The following is a 22,059-nucleotide window of genomic DNA, read 5'->3' on the forward strand; positions in this document are numbered from 1 at the left end:
CCCGCTGCGATCAGATCGCGCCGGGGCGGCAGGCGGCATGGCTGACGAGGAATTTGACCGCCACCGAAGCGAGCACCACCGCGAAAGCCGGCCACATGCTCTCGAAGCTCTGGATGAGGAATGCGAAGACCAGCGGGCCCGTCGCTGCGAGAAGATAGCCTCCGCCTTGGACGAACCCCGACAGCGCCGCCGCCGAGTCCGCGTCCCGGGCGCGCAGGGTGATGAGGGTGAGCGCCAGCGGGAAGGTCGAGATCCCGACGCCCAGCAGAACGGTCCACAGCACCGGAGCCGCGGTCGGCAGCAGCCAGAGCCCGATGTAGCCCACGGCCAGGCTGAGGCAGAATCCGACGACGATGAGGTAGGCCGAGGTCAGCTTCTGCGCCAGGGCCGGGAGGACGAAGCCGAGGACGAGGGGTATCGCGGTGACCAGTGCGAGCATGGCACCGGCGAAGGCCGCGTCGAATCCGGATCGTGTCAGCAGCGTCGGCAGCCAGGTGAAGAGGATGAAGTTGTTGAACGAGGTCAGTCCCGTCATCGTCATCAGCGCCCAGGCGCGTCGGCTGCGCATCAGTCTCGCCAGTTCGCTGCCTCCGACGACCGCGGCGGCCACCTCGGCGGAGGGCGCGGGCCGCAGCAGCCGGATGACGATCCACACGCAGACCCCGCAGGCGGCGAACCCTGCCCACACGAGCAGGGAGCCGCGCCAGCCGAACCCTGTGGCCAGGGGTACCGCCACGAGAGGCGGAATGAAGGTCCCGAATTGGAGCAGACCGACGTGGACGGTCGACATCAGTGCTACCCGGTCGGGGAAATACGACTTCACCAATGGCGGAAGGACGACGTTGCCGATACCCATCCCCAGCAGCGCGAGCACGCTGAGGGCGAGGAACACCGGTGGGGAGTCTATGACGGCCCGGGCCCCGAGTCCGATGGTGACCATCGCCATCGCCGCCAGAGCGAGACCCAGATCAGTGAAGCGCGAGTAGAGCCGTGGGGTGAGAAAGCCGCTGAGGCCGTAGAGCAGCGGAGGGAGCATGCCGATGATGGCCAGGAACGCCGCACTCAGATGGATCTCCTCGCCCATGACGTCGAGCAGCGGCGAGAGACCGGTGACCCCCGGGCGCAGATTGAATGCGGCGACGACGATCCCGACGACGATCAGAATGCGTGTCCGCGCAGAGTTCATGCCCTCTTTCCTATCAAACGCGTTCGGCCGGACCGCCGACCGGGGTCGAGCCGAGGGCCTCGACGCGACCGGGGAATCATCTCAATAGTCGAGTTTGAGCCCCTCCACGGGCGAGAGTCGCGCGGCCCGACGGGCCGGGGCCAGTGCCGAGAGGATGCCGGCGAGGATCGCGACGGCGAGGATGCCGAGGAAGGAAGGCACTGAGAAGTCGACGATGAGATCGGTGGAGTACTCATAGGTGAGCAGCCGCGTGCCGACGATGCCCAGAGCGCTGCCCAGGACGATGCCCAGGAGTGCGGCCACCGAGGAGATGAGCACTGCTTCCAGGGCCAGCAGGGCGCGCAGCTGCGCGATGCTCAGGCCCAGTGCACGCATGAGTGCGTTCTCCCGCCTGCGTTCGATGACCGAGAGGCTCACAGTGTTCGAGACGCCGATGAGCGCAATGAGGACGGAGACGAGGAGCAGCGCCACAGCTCCGGCGAGCATGACGTCGATGAAATCGGAATAGGCGCCGCGGGCGACGGCGGAACCGCCGACCTCGCCGCTGGGCACGTCGAGAGCCTCGGCGACGGACTGCTGGATCCGGCTGATCTCATCGACATCGACGTCCTCGTCGAGGCGCACGAGCACCGCGGTCGACGTCGCCGACACCCCGATGCTGTTGCCCACCTCGGGAGTGGTGAAGAACGCCAGACTGGACAGGCCTTCCTTGTGCACGGGAACGTTCATCTCGTTGAGCCCTCTGATCCGCACCGTCGAGTCGGGGTAGTCCTCGGGCACCACCACCCGGCCGGTCACCAGATCTGCGGCAGAGTCACCGAGGACCGTCGAAGCGGTTTCGGGATCGATGACATAGATCTCCGGGCGGGAGTCTTTGTAGTCCTCGACCGCCTCGGCGCGGTGAGCGGAGATCGCGTGGGCGACTCCGGGGATCTCGCGCACCTCCTCGAGCGAATCATCGGCGACGAGGCCGGACAGCGGCACTGAGATATCGACCGGATAGCGCTGGTCGAGGCCGTGGCCCAGCGTCGCCTTCGTCGACATCCCGCCGACGAGGATGGTCGCGACGAGCGTGACGCCGATGACCAGGGCCGTCGCGGTGGTCGCCGTGCGCCGCGGATTGCGCAGGGTGTTCAGGGTGGCCAGCTGACCCGGCATCCCCCAGGGGCTGATCAGCACTTCGCCGATCCACCCGACGAGCGGCGGGATGATCCGCACAGAGCTGATGACGAGTCCGGTGACGATGAGTCCCCCGCCGAGGGCACCGCCGATGATCCACGCCTGTGCCGCCGACACCGCGTAGAGGGAGACGATGACGAGCACGGCGCCGACGACGAGGCAGCCGATGCCGATGAGCTGACGGGGACGGTTCCGCGTGGACGGAGCGAAGGAGACGTCGAAGGGCTGGAGTGCTTCGAGAGGTGTCACGGCGATGGCGCTGCGGGCGGGGCGGATCGTGGCCAGAATCGTCAGCAGTGCTCCGACGGCGATACCGGTGATCAGAGCCGAGACGGGAACGGTGAGGGTGTCGTAGGGAAATTCCTCGGGCCAGTAGCGCACGGCCGCCAGCATCAGCGCGTGGCTGACGCCGACGCCGGCGAGGACGCCGAGGATCGATCCGAGCAGACCGACGACGAGGCCTTCGGCGACGACGGAGCCGTACATCTGCCCGCGGGACGCGCCGAGGCAGCGCAGCAGGGCGAGTTCACGACGGCGCCCGGCCACGATGACCGAGAAGGTGTTGGAGACGACCAGGATCGCCACGACGACCGAGATGCCGGCGAAGACGAGCAGCAGCGCGGTGATCACGGCATTGCCTCCGGACAGGCGATCGGTCTTCACCTCGACGGCATCGCCGACGGTGAGCGCCTCGAGGCTGCCGTCCAGCTGAGAGGATCCGATGACCGACTGCAGCTTCGACCGCACCCTTTCGGCGTCGGCACCCTCGTCGAGTGCGATCTGGATCGCGATGACGTCGCCCTGCTGCGCGAAGTAATCCTGGTAGCCGGAGGCGGTCGTCAGGGCGCGATTGGCTCCGGGCAGGGCCGGGTCCTCCCCCATCTGTGCGAGACCGACGACTGTGAAGGTGACGCTGTTGTGACTCGGTCCGCGGTAGACGGGCATATCCTCCTCACCGGTCTCCACGGGGACGGAATCGACGGTGAAGCGGATCTCGTCGCCGATCCCGACGCCGAGGCTCTTCGCCGTGCGCGTGTCGAGCACGAGGTCGGTGGTCGATTGCGGGCGTTCGCCTGAAACGATGTCGAAGGCGTCCAGCCCTGCATCAGCCGGGACCGGGGACAGGGCGAACGAGCTCTCGGAGAAGGCGGAACCCCGCCCGGCGGTCAGCGTCCGTGCCGACAGCGAGGCGGAACGGACTCCCTCGGTCTCGGCCAGGGGGCCGAGCAGCGGCGCGACCTCGTCTCCGCCGACGAACACGTCCTTGTCGGGGATGACCGTGAGGTCGGCCTGCGAGAACGAACGACCGACGGCGTCCTCGAGGCTGTTCTGCAGGGAGGAGTTGATGATGAGGGTCGTCGCCACGAAGCCCGCCGCCAGAGCGATTCCGAGACCGATCGCGAGGAAGCGGGCCCAGTGGATCCGGATCTGCGCCAGAGCGACAGCGATCACAGGGAGCTCAGTTCGCTCAGGGCCGTGACCACACTCTCCCGGGTGGGCTGCCGGACCTCTCCGGTGGCCCGTCCGTCCTTGAGGAGGACGACCCGGTGGGCATGGGAGGCCGCTACCGGATCGTGGGTGACCATGATGATCGTCTGGCCGTACAGGCTCGTAGCGCGACCGAGCAGTGAGAGCACCTCGGCACCGGCATGGGAGTCGAGATTGCCGGTGGGCTCATCGGCGAAGATGACATCGGGCCGGGTCAGCAGAGCGCGTGCTACGGCCACACGCTGCTGCTGGCCGCCGGAGAGTTCGTGCGGTCGGTGCTGCAGTCGGTCGCCGAGTTCGAGGCGTTCGACGACCTCGGCCTTCCACTCGCGGTCGATCCGCTTCCGAGCCAGCGACACGGGCAGCTCGATGTTCTGCTCGGCGCTGAGCGTCGGGACGAGATTGAACGCCTGGAAGATGAATCCGACTCGGTCACGACGCAGCTGGGTCAGCTGCCGATCGTTGAGACGGGTGATGTCCTTCCCGCGCATGACGATCGATCCCGAGTCGACTCGGTCGAGACCGGCGAGCACATGCATGAAGGTCGACTTCCCTGAGCCGGAGGGCCCCATGATGGCGGTGAAGCGACCCGATTCGAAGTCGACGCTGATGTCATCGAGTGCGTCGACGGCGGTCTCGCCGCGGCCGAAGCTCTTGCGCAGGCTCTGCGCCCGGAGGATGATATCGGGCTCGCTCACTGTGGCGCCGGCTGAGACCGCATCGGCGTTCGCGGCCGCACGGCCGGTCGCATCGGACGGTTTCGACATCAAAGGGCCTCATATCGCAGTTCGGGATTCCTCTCCGACTACCTTAGATGCTGCCCGAGCCGTCGACCACTCGGAACGGAAATGCAGAACCGCCCACCTCAGCTGGTGAGATGGACGGTGCCATGGTGCCCGCGACAGGATTCGAACCTACGACCTTCTGCTCCGGAGGCAGACGCTCTATCCACTGAGCTACGCGGGCAACGGATGCAATGCTATCACCGATGCACGGCACCTCCCAAAACGACGCCGCGTGCAATCGGATGTCGATTGCACGCGGCGTCGGCGCTGCGAAGCAGCATCGGATTCGGAGCTCAGGCGCCCTTCATGTCCTTGCGGCCGGGAACGTATTCCCAGTGCCAGAGTTCGTAGGAGTTGCGCTTGGCCCAGTCCGGGTTCTCCCAGCCGTACTTCTTCGCGTTCGCGACCAGCCAGTCGTACTGCTCGCCGGTGCCGCTCGAGGTTCCGGCTCCGAGATCGAGTGCCAGCCCCCAACCGTGGTTCGAGGTTCCGGGTCGTGCGGCGAAGCCCGGTTTGCGGGCGGCCACGGAGACCTGTGATTCCAGCGACCGGTAGGAATCGGTGACCGCAAGCTCCTTCCCGGTGTCCTTCTTGAAGGCGGCGTTCATCTTCGCGAAGGAGACCGCGGCATCGGTGCGCAGCTTGTGGTTGCCGACTCCGATCTTGCACAGCCACTCGTCGGGAAGCTCGCCGTTGCTGGCGTCGCCCTTCGGCGCCTCGCCCTCGCAGCCGGGCAGCACGGTCTTCGTGATCGCGCGCGATGCGGCTTCGACCTTGGTCTGCTTGGCACTCGGTGCGCCGATCGTCGTCGACGTCTTGTCGTCCTCGTCGACCTTGATGTCGGCGGAGACGGATTCGGCGTTGATCGCCCGCGGCTGCGCCCGTGCAGCGGAGTCGTCGACCTTCACTTCCTGGTTGCCGCTGAGGTTGCCGGCGACCATCACCGCTGCGATGGCGGTGCCCGTGACCGAGACGGTCGCCAGGGCGGAGAAGGTCGTGACCTGACGCCGACGGACCGAGCGCAGCAGCGAACCGTCGGAGCCGCGGCTGCCGAGCTCGGCGGCGGCCAGCGTCGAGGTGCGTCCGGCCGGAGTCATCACCTGGGACTGCCCCTGTGCGAACTCCTTGGCCATAGCGGCCCGGCGCGGCGAACCGGCAGCGCCACGTGCCTCGGCGGCCATGGCGGCGCGGCGCGGGGACAGCGTGGCGGAGAGATCGGTTTCAGGCACGCGCGACGACGGTGTCGCGGGCGTTCTGGAGAAGATCGTCGAAATCGGCGACGAGGCGTGGTGCTTGCGCAGATCGCGGCGGCGGACCTGCGGCGCCTCGGCGGTCGAGAGCTCACTCGACATAGTGCTCCATACTGTCGGCTGTGGTTGTACATGACTGCGGCTGTGCGCTGGAGACCCGGATCCGGGCGTCCGAAAAGCTTATGTCACAACACTATAACGACCTCGTTACCGAATGTCACTTTTCGTTCATACACCGTGTGTGACCTGGTCATTCGAAGTCTCGAACGGTCACGAAGAACTACAGGCGACCTATCGCGCGACCACGATGGAGCCCGGTTCGTTACCATCCGTTACAAACGGGTGTGCGGGCGGTGATCGTCGGCGACAAGCTCGACGATCACCGCCCGGCGACCTCAGCGGCGAAAGTCGAAACGTCCTCGCTGCATGGCGTCCTGGACCTCGCCGACGAGCTCCTCGAGCACGTCCTCGAGGAAGAGCAGACCGAGCACGTGCGCCTGCGCGTCGATGACCCGGGCCACGTGGATCCCGACCTTCTGCATCTGCGCCAGCGCCTCTTCGATCTCGTCATCGGCGGTGACCGTGAACAGCGGTCGGAACCGCTTGCTCGGAACGGGTGCGCCGAAGGCGTCATCGGTGTCGGCGTACAGGACGTCCTTGATGTGGAGGTAGTGCTGGGGATATCCGTCCTCGCCGACGACGAAGTACCTCGAGAAGCCGGTCTTGCCGACCAGGGTCACAAGTTCGTTCGGCGTCACCTTGTCAGAGATCGCGACGAGCTCGGACATCGGGACCATGATGTCGGCGGCGGTCTTGTCGCTGAACTCCAGGGCCCCCTTGAGCAGGCCCGTATCGTCGCTGAGGAGGCCCTCGCGCTTCGACTCGGCCACGATCGATTCGACCTGCTCGATCGTGTACGCCTCGTTCACCTCGTCACGGGCCTCGATCTTGAACAGATGGAGGATCCCGTTGGCCAGACCGTTGAGCGGCCGGATGACGAAGCCGAAGACGCGGGCGAGGAAGACCAGAGGCGTGGCCAGCAGCATCACTGCTTGGCCGGAAGCCGCCAGAGCGAGGTTCTTGGGCACCATCTCGCCGATGACCACGTGCAGGTAGGTGACCACCCCCAACGCGAGAATGAAGGAGATCGTCGAGGACAGCCCGGCTGGGATGCCGAGTCCCTCGAGCGGACCGGCGAGCAGATGGTGGATGGCCGGTTCGGCCACATTGCCCAGCAGCAGTGAGCACACGGTGATGCCGAGCTGGCAGATCGCCAGCATCACAGAGACGTGCTCCATCGCGTAGAGAGCGGTCTTCGCGGCAGCTGAACCCTCGGCCGCACGGGGTTCGACCTGCGAGCGTTTTGCCGCGACCACGGCGAATTCCGCGGCGACGAAGAACGAGTTGCCCAGCAGGAGCACGACCAACCAGATCAAACCGAACCAATCGGTGCTCACAGGCTCTCACCTCCCGCTTCGACGGCGCCCGCATCGGTGGAGCGCAGCACCACCCGCAGGCGTTCGATCCGTCGCCCGTGCATCCGCTCCACACGGATGAGCGCCTCATCGGTGCGCACTTGGTCACCGGGCTCCGGAATCCGGCCGAGCTCTTTGAGCACGAACCCGGCCAAGGTCTCGTAATCGGAGTCCTCCGGGATGGTGATGCCCATCGTCGACGAGATCTCGTCGGGTCGCAGCTGTCCCGGCACGATCCAGGAACCGTCGCGCGCCGGCCGCGCAGCAACCCGCATCCGGTCGTGCTCGTCCGCGACCTCGCCGACGAGTTCCTCGACGACGTCCTCGAGGGTGACCACTCCGGCGGTGCCGCCGAATTCGTCGACGACCACGGCCATCTGGAGGCCGGTGGCCCGCAGCTCCATGAGCAGCGGGTCGAGCCTCTGCGTCTCCGGGATCTCGGTGACTTCGGTCATGAGACCGCCCGCATAGGCGTCGTCGCGGTTCGCCGGCGGCACCGCGAACGCCTGTTTGACGTGGACGACGCCCACGATGTGGTCCTTGTCCTCGCCGGCGACGGGAAAGCGGGAGAAGCCGGTCTCCCGGGCCTGTTCGATGATCTGGCGTGCCGTCGTGTCCTTGGCCACCGTCGACATGCGTGTGCGCGGAGTCATCACATCTTCGGCGGTCCGCTCGGAGAAGCTCAGCGTGCGCTCGAGCAGATCGGCTGTCTGCTCGTCGAGCACGCCCTCCTCGGCGGAGTGCCTCACGAGCGAGGTTAGCTCCTCCGGAGACCGGCCGACCGAGCCCTCCTCCTGCGGTTCGACGCCCATCGACAGCAGGATCTTGTTGGCCGTGCCGTTGAGCACGGCGATGACCGGCTTGAAGACGATCGAGAACACATACTGGATCGGGGCGGCGATCCGTCCGGTGGCCAGCGGCACCGCGATCGCGAGGTTCTTCGGCACGAGCTCACCGAAGATCATCGACCCCACTGTGGAGATGATGAGGGCGATGGTCAGCGCCAGCGGAGCGGCGAGTCCGGGGCCGGCTCCCCAGTCCTCGAACACAGGAGCCAGCAGCTTGCCCAGGGACGGCTCCATGAGATAGCCCGTGAGCAGCGTCGTGATCGTGATGCCCACCTGCGCCGCCGACAGCTGGGTGGACAGGTGGGTCATCGACCGGCGCAGCGTCTTCGCCCCGACGACTCCGGCGTCGACGGCTTTGTCGGCAGTGTGGCGATCGAGGGTGAGCAATGAGAACTCGGCCGCGACGAACACGCCCGTACCGAGGATGAGGAACAGAGCGAGAGCGAGGAACAGCCATTCCATCAGCGACGATCCCCGCCGTTCGCGGTAGGCAGATCTGCAGGAGTGAGAAGACGGACCCTCGCGGGATGAGGGTCGTCGTCAGGGGCGCCGGCTTCCCGCCGGCCGGGACTGTCACTGTGCATGGAGAGATCTTACCAACTTCCGGACAGCGGCCTGCCCTCTTCGTAACCGGCAGCGCTCTGCACGCCGACCGCGGCCAACTGCGCGAATTCCTCGAGATTCCGGGCCCCGGCGTACGTGAAGGAGCTGCGTACGCCCGAGGTGATCCCATCGAGCAGGTCCTCGACCCCAGGAGATTCAGGGTCGATGTACATGGTCGACGAAGAGATGCCCTCTTCGAACAGTCCCTTCCGAGCCCGGGAGAATGCCGACTCCGTACGGGTTCGATTGGCCACCGCACGCGCAGAGGCCATGCCGAAGCTCTCCTTGTATTTCCGCCCCTCGCCGTCGACGAGGAGGTCACCGGGCGATTCGTGGGTGCCGGCGAACCAGGAGCCGACCATGACCTGCGAAGCGCCGGCCGCGAGTGCCAGGGCGACGTCGCGGGGGTAGCGGACTCCCCCGTCGGCCCAGACATGGGCCCCGAGTCCACGGGCGGCCTCGGCGCATTCGAGCACAGCGGAGAACTGCGGGCGTCCGACCGCTGTCATCATCCTCGTCGTGCACATCGCTCCGGGGCCCACCCCGACCTTGACGATCTGCGCACCGGCCGAAACGAGATCCCGCACGCCTTCGGCGGTGACGACGTTGCCGGCGACGATCGGCACGCCGAGGTCGGCATCGGCGATCGCGGAGAGCACATCGAGCATCTTCACCTGGTGCCCGTGGGCTGTGTCGACGACGAGGGCATCGGCACCGGCCTCGACCAGCGCGGTGGCCCGCTCGACCGCCGCGCCGTTGACACCGATGGCCGCGGCGATCTTGAGCCGGTCGTGCTCGTCGACGTTCGGAGCGTAGATCGACGAGCGCAGCAGGGACTTCGGCGTCAGACCGCCGAGCACGGTATTGCCGTCGTCGACGACCGCGGCGAATTCCGCGCGGGATTCGGTCATGGACTCGAAGAGGGATTCGAGCTGCGCATCATCGGCCCAGTCGATCTCTGAGGCGCGGATGATGTGCGGTGAGGTGTCGAGGAGCTCGGAGACCGAGGTGAAGCGATCGACGTCGCGCAGACCCGCCGCATCGATGATGCCCTCGAGTCGTCCGGCGGCATCGACGACGACTCCGAAGCCGTGGGGGCGCTTGGCCAGCACGTGCAGCGCGTTGAGCACCGTGTCCTCCGGCGCGAAGCGCAGAGCGGACTCGAAGATCCGATCGCGGCTCTTGACCCAGGTGATGGTGTCCCGGGCCGCGGTCAGCGGGATGTCCTGGGGAAGCACCGCCAGTCCGCCTCGGCGAGCCATTGTCTCGGCCATCCGCCGCCCCGAGACGGCGGTCATGTTCGCGGCCACGAGAGGAGTCGTCGACCCCGTCGGATCGGTCGTTGCGAGGTCGACGTCGAAGCGGGAGGTCAGCGACGATGAGTTCGGGACGAGGAACACATCGGAGTAGGTCAGATCACTGTTCGGGTCATTTGAGATGAAACGCATAACACTATTGTCCCTTATGTGCACATTGCGGGGCACATCGCGTTAGGCTGGGGTTGTCGTTAAGCAGCAAGTCTTGAATCAGGAAGTAGGCGATCAGCGCCGTGTCCGTCAATACTCCGAACCGCACCGTTGAAGACTTCGGGTCCAACGAGTGGCTGGTCGAGGAATTGTATGAGCAGTACAAGTCAGATAAGAACTCGGTCGACAAGTCCTGGTGGCCGTTCTTCGACAAGTACGAGAAGAACAGCGGCGGCTCCCAGACCGCTGCTTCCCAGCCCGCTGCGAAGCCGGCCGACAAGCCCGCTGCGAAGCCGGAGGCCAAGGCCTCCGGTTCCTCGGCGGCTCCATCCACTGCACGGGAGACCTCGCGCGGCGTCTCGCCGTCTTCGGCCGAGTCCGAGACTCTGAAGGCCGAGACGAAGTCCGTCCCCCAGGTCACTGCCAAGGAGACCGCGCCGAAGGCCGCCCCGGAGGAGACGATCACTCCCCTGCGCGGCCCCGCGAAGCTCATCGCCAAGAACATGGATGAGTCGATCGAAGTCCCGACCGCCACCTCCGTCCGGTCACTGCCTGCCAAGGCGCTCATCGACAACCGCATCGTCATCAACTCGCATCTCAAGCGCACCCGCGGCGGCAAAGTCTCCTTCACGCACCTCATCGGCTACGCCGTCATCCGTGCGCTGCAGAATTTCCCCTCGCAGAACGTGTCCTACGATGTCCGCGACGGCAAGCCCGTGATGGTCTCGCCGGCCCACATCAACTTCGGACTGGCCATCGACGTGCCGAAGAAGGACGGCACACGCACGCTGCTCGTGCCCAATGTCAAGAAGGCCGAAACCCTGACCTTCCGCCAGTTCGTCGACGCCTACGACGGCCTCGTCGACAAGGCGCGCAAGGGCAAGCTCACCGCCGACGACTTCGCCGGCACCACGGTCTCGCTGACCAACCCCGGCGGCATCGGCACCGTGCACTCGGTGCCGCGCCTGACCAAGGGGCAGGGCTGCATCATCGGCGTCGGCGCTCTCGACTACCCCGCCGAGTTCCAGGGCGCGAGCCAGCAGACCATCAACACCCTGGCCGTGTCCAAGGTGCTGACCCTGACCTCGACCTATGATCACCGTGTCATCCAGGGCGCGGGCTCCGGCGAGTTCCTCAAACTCGTCCACAGCTACCTGCTGGGCGAGGACGGCTTCTACGACGACGTCTTCGAATCGCTGCGCCTGCCCTATGAGCCCGTCCGCTGGGTGCCCGACGTCTCCGCCGAGGATCAGGACGACGTCAACAAGACCGCCCGCGTCATCGAGCTCATCGACGCCTACCGCACCCGCGGCCACCTCATGGCCAACATCGACCCCCTGGTCTACCGTCAGCGGTCCCATCCGGATCTCGACATCAACCAGCACGGTCTGACGCTGTGGGATCTCGAACGCGAGTTCCCCACCGGCGGTTTCGGCGCCAAGGCGATGATGCCCTTCCGCAACATCCTCGGACTGCTGCGTGAGAGCTACTGCCGCACCATCGGCTTCGAGTACATGCACATCGCCGACCCGGTGCAGCGGCGCTGGTTCCAGTCGAAGATCGAGGTGCCCCATCAGGAGCTGACTCGCTCCGAGCAGGGACACATCCTCGGTCGACTCAACGCCGCGGAAGCGTTCGAGACCTTCCTGCAGACGAAGTACATCGGGCAGAAGCGCTTCAGCCTCGAAGGCGGCGAGTCCGCGATCGTCATGCTCGACGAGATCCTCAATCAGTCCGCGGACACCGGACTCGACGAGGTCGCGATCGGCATGGCACACCGCGGTCGCCTCAACGTGCTGACGAACATCGCGGGCAAGAGCTATGGGCAGATCTTCCGCGAATTCGACGGCACCATGAACCCGGACAGCGTGCAGGGCTCCGGCGATGTCAAGTACCACCTCGGGACGCAGGGCTCCTTCACCTCTCCGTCGGGCAACACGACCGACGTCTACGTGGCGGCCAATCCCAGCCACCTGGAGACCGTCGACCCGGTCCTCGAGGGCATCGTCCGTGCCAAACAGGACCTCATCGACCAGGGCGAATCGGGATTCACGGTGTTGCCGGTCCTCGTTCACGGCGATGCCGCCTTCGCCGGTCAGGGCGTGGTCACCGAAACGCTCAACCTCTCGGAGCTGCGCGGCTACCGCACCGGTGGAACCGTCCATATCGTCATCAACAACCAGGTCGGGTTCACCACTCCGCCCGCCTCGGCGCGTTCGTCCTTCTACTGCACGGACGTGGCGAAGTCGATCAACGCCCCGATCTTCCACGTCAACGGCGATGACCCGGAAGCGGTCGTGCGCGCCGCCCGCCTGGCCTTCGAGTACCGGCAGGAATTCAACCGCGACGTCGTCATCGATCTCGTCTGCTACCGTCGCCGGGGCCACAACGAGGGCGACGACCCCTCGATGACACAGCCGCTGATGTACTCCCTCATCGAGAAGAAGGGTTCGGTGCGCAAGCTCTACACCGAATCCCTCGTGGGCAGGAAGTGCATCACCGACGAGGAGGCCGCCGAGGCGCTCAAGGACTACCAGTCGAAGCTGGAGTCGGCGTTCGCCGAGACCAAGGAGGCCGAGACCGGTCCCTATGACGGTGAGGCCTTCAACGCTCCTTACGAGCCCAGCGACATCGAGACGTACAACGATGCCGACACGGCCATCAGCACCGAGACCCTCCAGCGCATCGGAGAGGCGTTCGCCGAGGTGCCCGCGGACTTCACGATCCACAAGAAGCTGCGGGCCCTGCTGGAGAAGCGCAAGGAGATGTCCCTGTCGGGCGGCATCGACTGGGGCTTCGCCGAGCTCATCGCCTTCGGTTCGCTCCTCATGGACGGAGTGCCGGTGCGTCTGGCCGGACAGGATTCCCGCCGCGGCACCTTCGTCCAGCGCCACTCCGTGCTCATCGATTCGGTCAACGGAAACGAGTGGACCCCGCTGCAGAATCTCACCGAGGATCAGGCTCGATTCCTGGTCTATGACTCGCTGCTGAGCGAATACGCCGCAGTCGGCTTCGAATACGGCTATTCCGTCCAACGCAAGGACGCACTGGTGGCCTGGGAGGCTCAGTTCGGTGACTTCGCGCAGGGTGCGCAGACCGTCATCGACGAGTTCATCTCGTCATCCGAGCAGAAGTGGCAGCAGAACTCCGGAGTCGTCATGCTCCTGCCCCATGGGTATGAGGGTCAGGGACCCGACCACTCCTCGGGCCGGATCGAGCGCTACCTGCAGCTGTGCGCGGAGTCGAACATGACGGTCGCCTACCCCTCCAACGGCGCCTCGTACTTCCACCTGCTGCGCCGTCACGCGACGACGACGAACAAGCGTCCGCTCATCGTCTTCACCCCGAAGTCGATGCTGCGCCTCAAGGCCGCCGCGAACTCGCCGGAGGACTTCACCACGGGCAGCTTCCAAGCGGTCATCGACGACGCCGAGATCGATGCCGGTCAGGTCGACCGCGTCGTGATGGTGTCCGGCAAGCTCTACTGGGAGCTCAAGGCCAAGCGGGAGAAGGAGAACGACACGAAGACGGCCCTCGTCCGTCTCGAGCAGCTCTACCCGCTCGACGAGGAGGCAATCACCGCTGTCCTCGACCGTTACCCGGCCGATGCCGAGATCGTGTGGGCGCAGGAGGAACCGGAGAACCAGGGCGCGTGGCCGTTCATGGCTCTGCATCTGCCCGCGCTGCTCGGCGGCCGTGAGCTCAAGGTGACCTCACGGCCGGCTTCCGCCGCCACCTCAACGGGACTCAAGCACATCCACGAGGTGCAGCAGCAGGATCTCGTCGACCGGATCCTCAGCCGGTGAGCAGCGACGTCACCACAACCATCGCCGTGGTCGGAGGCCCCCTGGTCGCCGGCCACGGCGATGGCCGTGGTCTCGGGTGGGTCGGCCGGGTGACCGCAAGGACTCTGCCGAGTCTGCCCGACCTCAAGGTCTATCCTCTGGCGGTGCCCGGCGAGGACTCCTCCGGCCTCCACGCCCGGACCATCGCCGAGGCGTCGCTGCGGTTCACCCCCGACGGTGACAATCGTCTGGTGCTGGCTCTGGGCTCGGGTGATCTCGATACAGGTCGTTCGGTCGCCAGGGCTCGCCTCGACGTGGCCAACGTCCTCGACGAAGCGCTGGCCAGGAAGGTGTCGACGTTCGTGCTCGGGCCTCCGCCGGAGCACGACGGAGATCGCAATCGTCGCATCGCGGAGCTCAATACGAGCTTCTCCGATGTGGCGAAGAGGCGTGGGATCACCTATGTCGATGCCTTCACTCCCCTGCTCGGACATCCCGTCTGGCAGCGCGAGGTCGCCTCATCGCGAGATCATCTGCCCGCGCAGGAGGGCTACGGTCTGCTGGCCTGGCTGGTCCTCCATCGCGGCTGGTTCAACTGGCTGGGAGTCCGCGACGTCCTCGGCGACAGCTGAGTGCGAAGCTTCCTCGCCGGCAGGAGCGCATGTGCCCGGTGCCCGCACCGGCTTTGCCCTGCTCCGGCGATCATGAGAGAATGAACCGTCTATTGAAGGAGAGCACAATGAGCAAGCGTGGCCGTAAGCGTCGCGATCGCCGTCGTTCCAAAGCGAACCACGGCAAGCGTCCGAACAGCTGATGCACTGATTCGTTCAGTACACGACGAGGGCGGGAAGAGAATTCGATTCTCTTCCCGCCCTCGTCATCTGTCTCCGGACATCGGCTCCCGCCGACTCAGACGCCGGGCCAGGACGTCTGCTCGAGTGCGATCCGCTGTCGGATCTTCTCCCGCAGACCCATCGGTGCCCGGTCGTGGCTGCACGAGCGGCGCACGAGCTCCTTGAGCAGCGCCTCGATCTCGTATTCGTCATGACATGAGGGACACTGCTCGAGATGGACCGAGATCTCCCGGATCTCCGTCGTCGTCAGTTCGCCGTCGAGATAATGGTAGATGCGCGTCAGCGATTCCGCCCTGACGCTTTCGCAGCATTCTTCGTCGCTCATTTCGCACCTCCCTCGGGCTTCACGAAACCGCGCTCCGCGGCGTAGTCGGCCAGCATCTCCCGCAGCTGACGCCGTCCACGGTGCAGGCGGGACATCACGGTGCCGATCGGGGTCTCCATGATCTCGGCGATCTCCTTGTATGGCAGGCCTTCGACATCGGCATAGTAGACGACCATGCGGAAGTCCTCGGGCAGGGCCGTGAGCGCATCCTTGACGTCGGTGTCGGGCAGGTGGTCGAGCGCTTCGAGTTCGGCTGAACGTCCTCCAGAGGACGAATGGCTGTCCGCCTGAGCGATCTGCCAGTCCTCGATGTCTTCGCTGCCGTGCTCCTTCGGCTGCCGCTGCTGCTTCCGGTAGTTGTTGATGAAGGTGTTCGTCAGAATCCGGTACAGCCATGCCTTGAGGTTCGTGCCGGGCTTGTACTGGTGGAACGCCGCGTACGCTTTCGCATAGGCTTCCTGGACGAGGTCCTCGGCGTCCGCGGGGTTGCGGGTCATCCGCAACGCAGCCGCGTAGAGCTGGTTGACATATTCTAAAGCGTCTCGCTCGAAACGCTCCGACCTCTCGGCGGCCGTCTCGGGGACTTCTTTGACTGATTCGGTCATCACAGCCAATGGTACGCCCGTTCTCTCCAGGACGGCAGTGGCACTCATGGACTTCTCCTTCTGCCTGTCGACTCGCGACGGGTCCCACCCGCCGATCGGCTTCACCCATGCAACATCGGACCGTGGTCCCACTATTCCCTGTACAGCGGTTATGCTTGCCATTGAGATGCCCGCCACGTAGGAAGGACCACAGTGTCTCCCATCCGATTCATCGCACGGCCCATGTTGGCCGCCGGCTACATCCTCAACGGCGTCGATCGTCTGCGTCGGCCGGAGGCCGCTGCAGCATCGGTCGGTCCTCTGCTCAACCAGGCTCGCAAAAGGATCGATGTGCCCGTGGACGCTCCGACTCTCGCGCGCGCCACCGGCGTCGCCCAGGTCGCGGCAGGTTCGCTGCTGGCCATCGGACGCTTCCCCCGCATCAGTGCTTCGATCCTCGTCGGCACTTACCTGCTCGACACAGTGGGTGAGCGTCTCGCAGCGGAGAAGACCACGTCGAAGGAAGAGAAGAAGGCTCGCACCGAGCGCACGCTGCAGCGGACCTCCATGCTCGGCGGTGCGCTCCTGGCCAGCGTCGACACCGCCGGTCGGCCCGGCCTGTGGTGGCGCACGCAGCATGCTGCCGAGGACCTGTGGTCCAGCGTCGAAGACACGTCCAAGCAGGCACTGAGCGCACTCGGAGTTGACTGACATCCCCACTGACACACTCCCGGCGGCCGGCGACTGGAAGGCGCCGGTCGGCGGCTCGGGCATCACTGCCACCGTTTCCGTCCCCGGTTCGAAATCGCTGACGAACCGGTATCTCGTCCTCGCCGCGCTGGCTGAGTCAGCCTCTGTCCTCAGAGGATGGCTGCGCAGCCGGGACACGCTGCTCATGATCGAGGCGCTGCGCAGACTCGGTGCCGTCATCGACGAAGACGGCGATGTGCTCCATATCGAACCCATCGATCTCACCGTCTCCCCTTCACCGGCTCGCTCCGAGTCCCCGGCCGATCCGGTGACCATCGACTGCGGACTGGCCGGAACCGTCATGCGCTTCATCCCTCCGCTGGCCGCGCTCACCGGTCGCGAAGTCGTGATCGACGGTGACGAGCAAGCGCGCGTGCGGCCGATGTCCGTGACTGTGGACTCCTTGGTCCGTCTCGGTGCGTCGATCTCCTCGCCCAACGGTCTGCTGCCGCTGAGCATCCACGCCTCCTCTCAGCCGCGCGGCGGCCATCTCGAGATCGATGCCGGTGCTTCGAGCCAGTTCGTCTCCGGACTCCTGCTGACGGCACCCGTCATGCCTTTGGGACTCGACCTGGTCAACACCGGGGCCGCGGTGCCCAGCCGCACCCATGTCGATATGACGATCGAGGTCCTCAGGGACGCCGGAGTCGACATCAGCGAACCCGAACCCGAACACTGGGTTGTGGAGCCTGGTCTGCCGCGCGGACTCGACGTCGAGGTCGAACCCGACCTGTCCAACGCCGCTGCCTTCGCCGCGGCCGCACTCGCCTCCGGTGGCTCGGTCACCGTCGCGGACTGGCCGGTGCACACCACTCAGGCCGGGGACGAATTCCGCAGGATCGCTGAGGCCTTCGGCGCAGATGTGGTCCTCGACCGCGAGGGCCTGCACGTGCGGGGACCGGAGACTCTCGAGGCAGTCGATCTCGACCTCTCCGCGGTCGGCGAACTCACCCCGGTCGTCTCCGCCCTGGCGGCCCTGGCAAACGGAACCTCGCACCTGCGCCGGATCGGGCATCTGCGCGGACACGAGACGGATCGGTTGGCTGCTCTCACCCGGGAACTCGGTGCCGTCGGAGTCGAAGTCGTGGAACATCCGGATGCACTGACGATCACCGGAACCACGGACCTTCGGGCAGCCCTGTGGCACACCTACCACGACCATCGCATGGTGATGGCCGGCGCGATCCTCGCCCTGCGCACCAAAGGGCTGGTCGTCGAGAACGCGGGAACCGTGGCCAAGACGCTGCCGGATTTCATCCAGCTGTGGGAAGCCATGCTCTCCTCCGGGACCTGAGATGGCGAAGATCTACCGCGACGAGGACTACCGTCCCCGACCGAACCGGCGCGGTTCACGTCCCCGGACGAAAAACCGCCCCGACCACACCGACGCCGTGTCCGGCCTGGTCACAGCCGTCGATCGGGGGCGGTATCGGGTCACTCTCGCCGATTCGGTGGGGGAATTCACGACACCGGCGCACTCGCAGGCCGGGTCAGAGGACCGCTGCCGCTCCGCCTCGGTGACGGCTGTGCGCGCCTCGCACCTGCGCCGTCGGGCCATCGTCCCCGGAGACATCGTCAAGCTCGTCGGGGACACCTCGGGCCGATCCGGCACGCTGGCTCGTCTGGTCGAGATCACCGAACGGCAGAACCTGCTGCGACGCAGCGCCGATGACACCGACCCGACCGAACGCGTCATCGTCGCCAACGTCGATGTCTTGGGCATCGTCACCGCCACAGTGGACCCCGAGCCCTCATACGGACTCATCGATCGTGCCCTCGTCGCCGCCTTCGATGCGGACATCACTCCGCTGCTCATCATCACCAAGACCGATCTGCGGTCTGCTGCTGAGATCAGGCAGCGGTTCTTCGCCAGCGGAGTCGACATCGTCGAGTCGGCTCTCGACCCGGAGAATGAGAGGGTCGACACGGAGATCGCAGACAGGCTGGCGGACAGGATGAGTGTCCTCGTCGGGCACTCGGGGGTCGGCAAATCGACGCTGACGAACGCACTCGTGCCCGCCGCCGAACGCGCCACGGGGCATGTCAACGACGTCACGGGACGCGGACGGCACACCTCGTCCTCGGCCGTGTGCCTCCCGCTCGCGGGCGGGGGCTGGCTCATCGACACTCCCGGCGTGCGCAGCTTCGGACTCGCGCACGTCGACCGGGAGACGGTGCTGTCTGCCTTTCCCGAACTCGTCGCCGCCACTGCTGACTGCCCCCGCGGCTGCACCCACCTGTCGGACTCCCCCGGCTGCCGCCTCGACGACTGGGTCGCCGAGGGGCACGCCGGCCCCGGAGGAGTCTCACGGCTGGAGTCCCTGCGTCGGCTGCTGCCCTCGACTGGATAGGCTGAGGGCATGAACGACCTCGACCTGGCGATCGAACTCGCCGACCTCGCCGACGGCATCAGCCTCCCGCATTTCACGGACCAGGACTTCACCGTCGAGACGAAACCCGATCTCACGCCGGTCACCGAATGCGACCGCGCTGTGGAGAAGGCCATCATGGACCGACTGGCCCAGGCGCGCCCGGACGACAGCGTCCTCGGCGAGGAATTCGGCTCACACGGAGATTCATCACGACGCTGGATCATCGACCCCATCGACGGCACGAAGAACTTTGTCCGCGGGGTTCCCATCTGGGCGAGCCTCATCTCGCTCTACGACGGTGAGGAGTATCTGCTCGGTGTGGTCTCCGCGCCGGCATTGGGCCGACGCTGGTGGGCCGCGGCCGGTCAGGGGGCCTTCGCTTCGGCGTTGGGCGCGCCGGCGAAACGGATATCGGTGTCCGAAGTCGACCGTCTCTCGGATGCGTCGCTGTCCTATGCCTCGCTGTCCGGATGGAAGGAACTGGGCGTGCTCGACGAGTTCCTCGAACTCGCCGAATCCATGTGGCGCACCCGCGGCTACGGTGATTTCTACTCGTATATGCTCCTGGCCGAAGGCGCCGTCGACCTCGCCTGCGAACCGGAGCTCGCCCTCTACGACATGGGAGCCCTTGCGCCCATCGTGGTCGAGGCCGGAGGAGCATTCACGAACACCGTGGGACTCCCCGGGCCCTTCGGCGGCAATGCCGTCGCGAGCAACTCCCGATTCCACGAGTCGGTCCTCGACCGGCTCGGCCGAGTCGCACCGAAGGAGACCGAGTGATGCCTGATATCCGCCGCGCGGGCCTGTGGCACGCGATGGCCGAGTCCGCGGGACTGACCAATCCCGATGGAACCATCGGCGAAACGATCTACGGTCAGATGACCGAGCTCGCAGCACAGCTCGGCGCGGTCAACCTCGGTCAGGGAGCGCCGGGGACCGAACCACCGTCCGAACTCATCGACGCCAGCACCGAGGCGATGCGAGCCGGATTCAACCAGTACGCCCCGGGACAGGGCTTTCCGCAGCTGCTCGAGGCCGTCGCCCAGCAGCGCGAACGCGATTTCGGGCAGCGGGTCGATCCTGCCGAGGTGCTCTACACCGCCGGCGCCACCGAGGGGCTGACGGCCGCGATCCTCGCACTCCTGCCCCGCGGCCGCAGCCTCGTCGCCTTCGAACCGTTCTACGACTCCTATCCCGCCGCCGTCACCGCTGCCGGAGGCAGTCTGCACACGGTGCCGATCCTGCCCGACGGCTATGGGGGATTCACACCCGACTGGGACCTCTTCGACCGGGTCGTCGGCGAGGTGGACCCGGCGATCATCCTCGTCAACACCCCGCACAACCCCACCGGCTGCATCTTCTCCGCGGACGACCTCGCTCATATCGGACGTGCCGCCGAAGCCGCAGACGCCTGGGTCCTCTCCGACGAAGTCTACGAACAGCTCGTCCTCACCGAGCAGGCCCATATTCCTCCGGCCGTGGCCATCGAGGACGCGGCACGGGTCGTCACGGTCTCCTCGGCGGGCAAATCCTGGAACGCCACGGGATGGAAGATCGGGTGGGTCATCGCTCCTCCCGAGGTGCGTGAGGCGATCCAGGCGGTCAAGCAGTTCCTCACCTTCACCGCCGGCGGCCCGATGCAGATCGGCATGGCGACGATGCTGACCAGCGATTCCCGCTTCGTTGAGGAGAACCGCGCATCATTGGCCGCCCGCGCCGAGGTGCTCGTGCCCGCCTGCCGCACTGTGCCGGGAGCGATCGTGTCGACGCCGCAGGCCGGGTACTTCACCGTCATGGACTTCTCTGCGCTGACCGATCTCGATGCCTTTGCGCTCAACGACCTGCTGGCCAGGGAATTCTCCCTCGTCGGGATTCCGGTGCCAGCTCTCTGCAGGCCCGGCAGCCCGGCCTACAGCGCCTATCGCTCGTCGATCCGGTATTCGTTCTGCAAGTCCGTCGCCGACGTCGACAAGGGCGCACAGCAGTTCATCGCGCTCGGAAGTCATCTCCGGCAGTACCCTGAGGCCCTGAAGCTTCGGAGCTGAGTCTCCGCGGTCTCCGCCGACGGAGACGCACGAAGGGGCGAACCGCATCGTATGCGGTTCGCCCCTTCTGTCGAGCTCTGGTACCGGCCGGACTGCCCGGGAGGGATTCCCGTCTCGGGCGCGCCGGAACGCAGGAGTGCCCGTCAGGCCTTGACGAGTTCGAGCTCGAGTTCGATCTTGATCTTGTCGGACACGAGCAGCTCTCCCCCACCGAGGACGGCGTCGAAGGACATGCCGAAGTCCCGGCGATTGACGGTTGCAGCTGCCGACATGCCGGCGACCTGGTTTCCGTTCGGGTCAGTGGCAACGCCGGCGAATTCGGTCGAGAAGGCGACCTCCTTCGTCACTCCGCGCATCGTCAGCTCACCGATGGTCTCGAACTCATCTGCAGCATCGGCCTTGATCGCGGTCGACGTGAAGGTCAGCTTCGGGTGCTCCTCGGCGAGGAAGAAGTCGCCGCCCTGGAGGTGACCGTCACGCTGCTCGTTGCGGGTGTTGATCGAGGAGGCAGTGGCCTCGGCGGTCACGGAGCTGTCCTCGAGAGTCTCTGCGATGTTCGCAGCGCCTGCGATCTCCTCGAAGTGGCCACGGACTTTGGAGACGCCGGCGTGGCGAGCGGTGAAGGTGAACTCCGAGTGCACGGGGTCGATGTTCCAAGTTCCGGCGGTGAGTCCCTGAGGCAGAGCAGTCATGATTTCTCCTTTTGGTTGAAATTTGAAGTACAGCAGTGACTATAGTTTATGTTTCAACCATAAGCAAGCCCCGCTGAGCCGAAGTGAACGGCAAGTGGACATGTGGCGGAGGTCACCTGTCTTCGGTTTTGTCTCGACACAACCCCTCGTGTAATGTTGAGGACACGCCGCGGGGTGGAGCAGTTCGGTAGCTCGCCGGGCTCATAACCCGGAGGTCGGAGGTTCAAATCCTCCCCCCGCCACCAAAGTGGCAGAACCCTCATCCAGTTCAACTGGATGGGGGTTCTTCTCATTCACGGGTTATAGGCCAAAATGTGTGTACAGGATAGCCTGCTTGCCCAGTAGCCAGTAGGGCAAGACCGGGTTGAACAT

At 65.9% G+C, this 22,059-nt stretch carries 18 protein-coding genes and 2 tRNA genes; 9 read left to right on the forward strand and 11 right to left on the reverse strand.

What is annotated here, in order from left to right; genetic code table 11:
• Window positions 1-10 precede the first annotated feature (10 nt).
• The 8 genes from IHE57_RS14990 to guaB1 all read right to left on the reverse strand — a co-directional run bounded on the left by IHE57_RS14990 (window position 11) and on the right by guaB1 (window position 10,262).
• Window positions 11-1,186: an MFS transporter gene (locus IHE57_RS14990; RefSeq protein WP_209374373.1), complete on the reverse strand. Its 1,176-nt coding sequence runs from the start codon at window positions 1,184-1,186 to the stop codon at window positions 11-13.
• Window positions 1,187-1,267: 81 nt separating this feature from the next.
• A complete protein-coding gene (locus IHE57_RS14995) occupies window positions 1,268-3,817 on the reverse strand; it encodes an ABC transporter permease (protein ID WP_209374375.1) in 2,550 nt (849 codons plus the stop codon).
• Window positions 3,814-4,620: an ABC transporter ATP-binding protein gene (locus tag IHE57_RS15000; RefSeq protein WP_209374377.1), complete on the reverse strand. Its 807-nt coding sequence runs from the start codon at window positions 4,618-4,620 to the stop codon at window positions 3,814-3,816. The genes IHE57_RS14995 and IHE57_RS15000 overlap by 4 nt, the downstream gene beginning before the upstream one ends.
• A gap of 123 nt (window positions 4,621-4,743) precedes the next feature.
• Window positions 4,744-4,819, reverse strand: a tRNA-Arg gene (locus IHE57_RS15005).
• A gap of 112 nt (window positions 4,820-4,931) precedes the next feature.
• Entirely contained in the window at window positions 4,932-5,990 is a 1,059-nt protein-coding gene (locus IHE57_RS15010) for a M15 family metallopeptidase (RefSeq protein ID WP_209374379.1), read from the reverse strand.
• 293 nt (window positions 5,991-6,283) lie between these two features.
• Window positions 6,284-7,345 (reverse strand): hemolysin family protein, encoded by a 1,062-nt coding sequence (locus tag IHE57_RS15015; RefSeq protein ID WP_209374381.1) that lies wholly within the window; start codon window positions 7,343-7,345, stop codon window positions 6,284-6,286.
• Window positions 7,342-8,673: a hemolysin family protein gene (locus IHE57_RS15020; protein WP_209325087.1), complete on the reverse strand. Its 1,332-nt coding sequence runs from the start codon at window positions 8,671-8,673 to the stop codon at window positions 7,342-7,344. The genes IHE57_RS15015 and IHE57_RS15020 overlap by 4 nt, the downstream gene beginning before the upstream one ends.
• Window positions 8,674-8,804: 131 nt before the next feature.
• The gene (gene guaB1 / locus IHE57_RS15025) at window positions 8,805-10,262 is read right to left on the reverse strand and encodes a GMP reductase (protein WP_209374383.1); all 1,458 of its coding nucleotides are present in this window, start codon (window positions 10,260-10,262) and stop codon (window positions 8,805-8,807) included.
• 101 nt (window positions 10,263-10,363) lie between these two features.
• On the opposite strand from guaB1, the gene IHE57_RS15030 reads away from it, so the two are divergent.
• The 3 genes from IHE57_RS15030 to IHE57_RS16855 all read left to right on the forward strand — a co-directional run bounded on the left by IHE57_RS15030 (window position 10,364) and on the right by IHE57_RS16855 (window position 14,879).
• Complete coding sequence (locus IHE57_RS15030) at window positions 10,364-14,086, forward strand: multifunctional oxoglutarate decarboxylase/oxoglutarate dehydrogenase thiamine pyrophosphate-binding subunit/dihydrolipoyllysine-residue succinyltransferase subunit (RefSeq protein ID WP_209325085.1); 3,723 nt, start codon at window positions 10,364-10,366, stop codon at window positions 14,084-14,086.
• Window positions 14,083-14,697, forward strand: coding sequence for a GDSL-type esterase/lipase family protein (locus tag IHE57_RS15035; protein ID WP_209325084.1), 615 nt, complete (start codon window positions 14,083-14,085; stop codon window positions 14,695-14,697). Before IHE57_RS15030 ends, IHE57_RS15035 begins: the two co-directional genes overlap by 4 nt.
• Before the next feature lie 107 nt (window positions 14,698-14,804).
• Window positions 14,805-14,879, forward strand: coding sequence for a 50S ribosomal protein bL37 (locus tag IHE57_RS16855; protein ID WP_425491453.1), 75 nt, complete (start codon window positions 14,805-14,807; stop codon window positions 14,877-14,879).
• Window positions 14,880-14,974: 95 nt separating this feature from the next.
• On the opposite strand, the gene rsrA is transcribed toward IHE57_RS16855, so the two are convergent.
• On the reverse strand, window positions 14,975-15,244 hold the full coding sequence (gene rsrA, locus IHE57_RS15040) for a mycothiol system anti-sigma-R factor (protein ID WP_209325083.1): 270 nt from the start codon (window positions 15,242-15,244) through the stop codon (window positions 14,975-14,977).
• Window positions 15,241-15,897, reverse strand: coding sequence for a sigma-70 family RNA polymerase sigma factor (locus tag IHE57_RS15045; protein WP_425491450.1), 657 nt, complete (start codon window positions 15,895-15,897; stop codon window positions 15,241-15,243). The genes rsrA and IHE57_RS15045 overlap by 4 nt, the downstream gene beginning before the upstream one ends.
• Before the next feature lie 144 nt (window positions 15,898-16,041).
• Between IHE57_RS15045 and IHE57_RS15050 the strand changes: the two genes are divergently transcribed.
• From IHE57_RS15050 to IHE57_RS15070, 5 genes are read left to right on the forward strand one after another with little or no spacing between them, the layout of a single operon-like run.
• The gene (locus IHE57_RS15050) at window positions 16,042-16,539 is read left to right on the forward strand and encodes a DoxX family protein (protein WP_209325081.1); all 498 of its coding nucleotides are present in this window, start codon (window positions 16,042-16,044) and stop codon (window positions 16,537-16,539) included.
• On the forward strand, window positions 16,532-17,872 hold the full coding sequence (gene aroA, locus IHE57_RS15055; protein ID WP_209325080.1) for a 3-phosphoshikimate 1-carboxyvinyltransferase: 1,341 nt from the start codon (window positions 16,532-16,534) through the stop codon (window positions 17,870-17,872). The genes IHE57_RS15050 and aroA overlap by 8 nt, the downstream gene beginning before the upstream one ends.
• A 1-nt stretch (window position 17,873) precedes the next feature.
• Window positions 17,874-18,929, forward strand: a complete 1,056-nt coding sequence (rsgA, locus tag IHE57_RS15060; RefSeq protein WP_209374385.1) for a ribosome small subunit-dependent GTPase A — start codon at window positions 17,874-17,876, stop codon at window positions 18,927-18,929.
• Between the two features lie 9 nt (window positions 18,930-18,938).
• Window positions 18,939-19,730, forward strand: a complete 792-nt coding sequence (locus tag IHE57_RS15065; protein WP_209325078.1) for an inositol monophosphatase family protein — start codon at window positions 18,939-18,941, stop codon at window positions 19,728-19,730.
• Complete coding sequence (locus tag IHE57_RS15070; RefSeq protein WP_209325077.1) at window positions 19,730-20,995, forward strand: aminotransferase class I/II-fold pyridoxal phosphate-dependent enzyme; 1,266 nt, start codon at window positions 19,730-19,732, stop codon at window positions 20,993-20,995. Before IHE57_RS15065 ends, IHE57_RS15070 begins: the two co-directional genes overlap by 1 nt.
• Before the next feature lie 143 nt (window positions 20,996-21,138).
• Here IHE57_RS15070 and IHE57_RS15075 read toward each other — a convergent pair whose 3' ends face one another.
• The gene (locus tag IHE57_RS15075) at window positions 21,139-21,687 is read right to left on the reverse strand and encodes a YceI family protein (protein ID WP_209325076.1); all 549 of its coding nucleotides are present in this window, start codon (window positions 21,685-21,687) and stop codon (window positions 21,139-21,141) included.
• A gap of 168 nt (window positions 21,688-21,855) precedes the next feature.
• Between IHE57_RS15075 and IHE57_RS15080 the strand changes: the two genes are divergently transcribed.
• Window positions 21,856-21,932 (forward strand) — tRNA-Met (locus IHE57_RS15080).
• The last annotated feature ends 127 nt before the right edge of the window (window positions 21,933-22,059 follow it).

Origin of the sequence: Brevibacterium renqingii, from assembly GCF_017808105.1 — a bacterium.
In the GTDB taxonomy this organism is placed as follows: Bacteria; Actinomycetota; Actinomycetes; order Actinomycetales; family Brevibacteriaceae; genus Brevibacterium; species Brevibacterium renqingii.

Coding starts and splice junctions, on each gene's coding strand:
- rsrA (WP_209325083.1), bottom strand. CDS start 15,244: ATGAGCGACGAAGAATGCTGCGAAAGCGTCAGGGCGGAATCGCTGACG.
- guaB1 (WP_209374383.1), bottom strand. CDS start 10,262: ATGCGTTTCATCTCAAATGACCCGAACAGTGATCTGACCTACTCCGAT.
- IHE57_RS15070 (WP_209325077.1), top strand. CDS start 19,730: ATGCCTGATATCCGCCGCGCGGGCCTGTGGCACGCGATGGCCGAGTCC.
- IHE57_RS15045 (WP_425491450.1), bottom strand. CDS start 15,897: ATGAGTGCCACTGCCGTCCTGGAGAGAACGGGCGTACCATTGGCTGTG.
- IHE57_RS15065 (WP_209325078.1), top strand. CDS start 18,939: ATGAACGACCTCGACCTGGCGATCGAACTCGCCGACCTCGCCGACGGC.
- IHE57_RS15010 (WP_209374379.1), bottom strand. CDS start 5,990: ATGTCGAGTGAGCTCTCGACCGCCGAGGCGCCGCAGGTCCGCCGCCGC.
- IHE57_RS15020 (WP_209325087.1), bottom strand. CDS start 8,673: ATGGAATGGCTGTTCCTCGCTCTCGCTCTGTTCCTCATCCTCGGTACG.
- rsgA (WP_209374385.1), top strand. CDS start 17,874: ATGGCGAAGATCTACCGCGACGAGGACTACCGTCCCCGACCGAACCGG.
- IHE57_RS15000 (WP_209374377.1), bottom strand. CDS start 4,620: ATGTCGAAACCGTCCGATGCGACCGGCCGTGCGGCCGCGAACGCCGAT.
- IHE57_RS14990 (WP_209374373.1), bottom strand. CDS start 1,186: ATGAACTCTGCGCGGACACGCATTCTGATCGTCGTCGGGATCGTCGTC.
- IHE57_RS15075 (WP_209325076.1), bottom strand. CDS start 21,687: ATGACTGCTCTGCCTCAGGGACTCACCGCCGGAACTTGGAACATCGAC.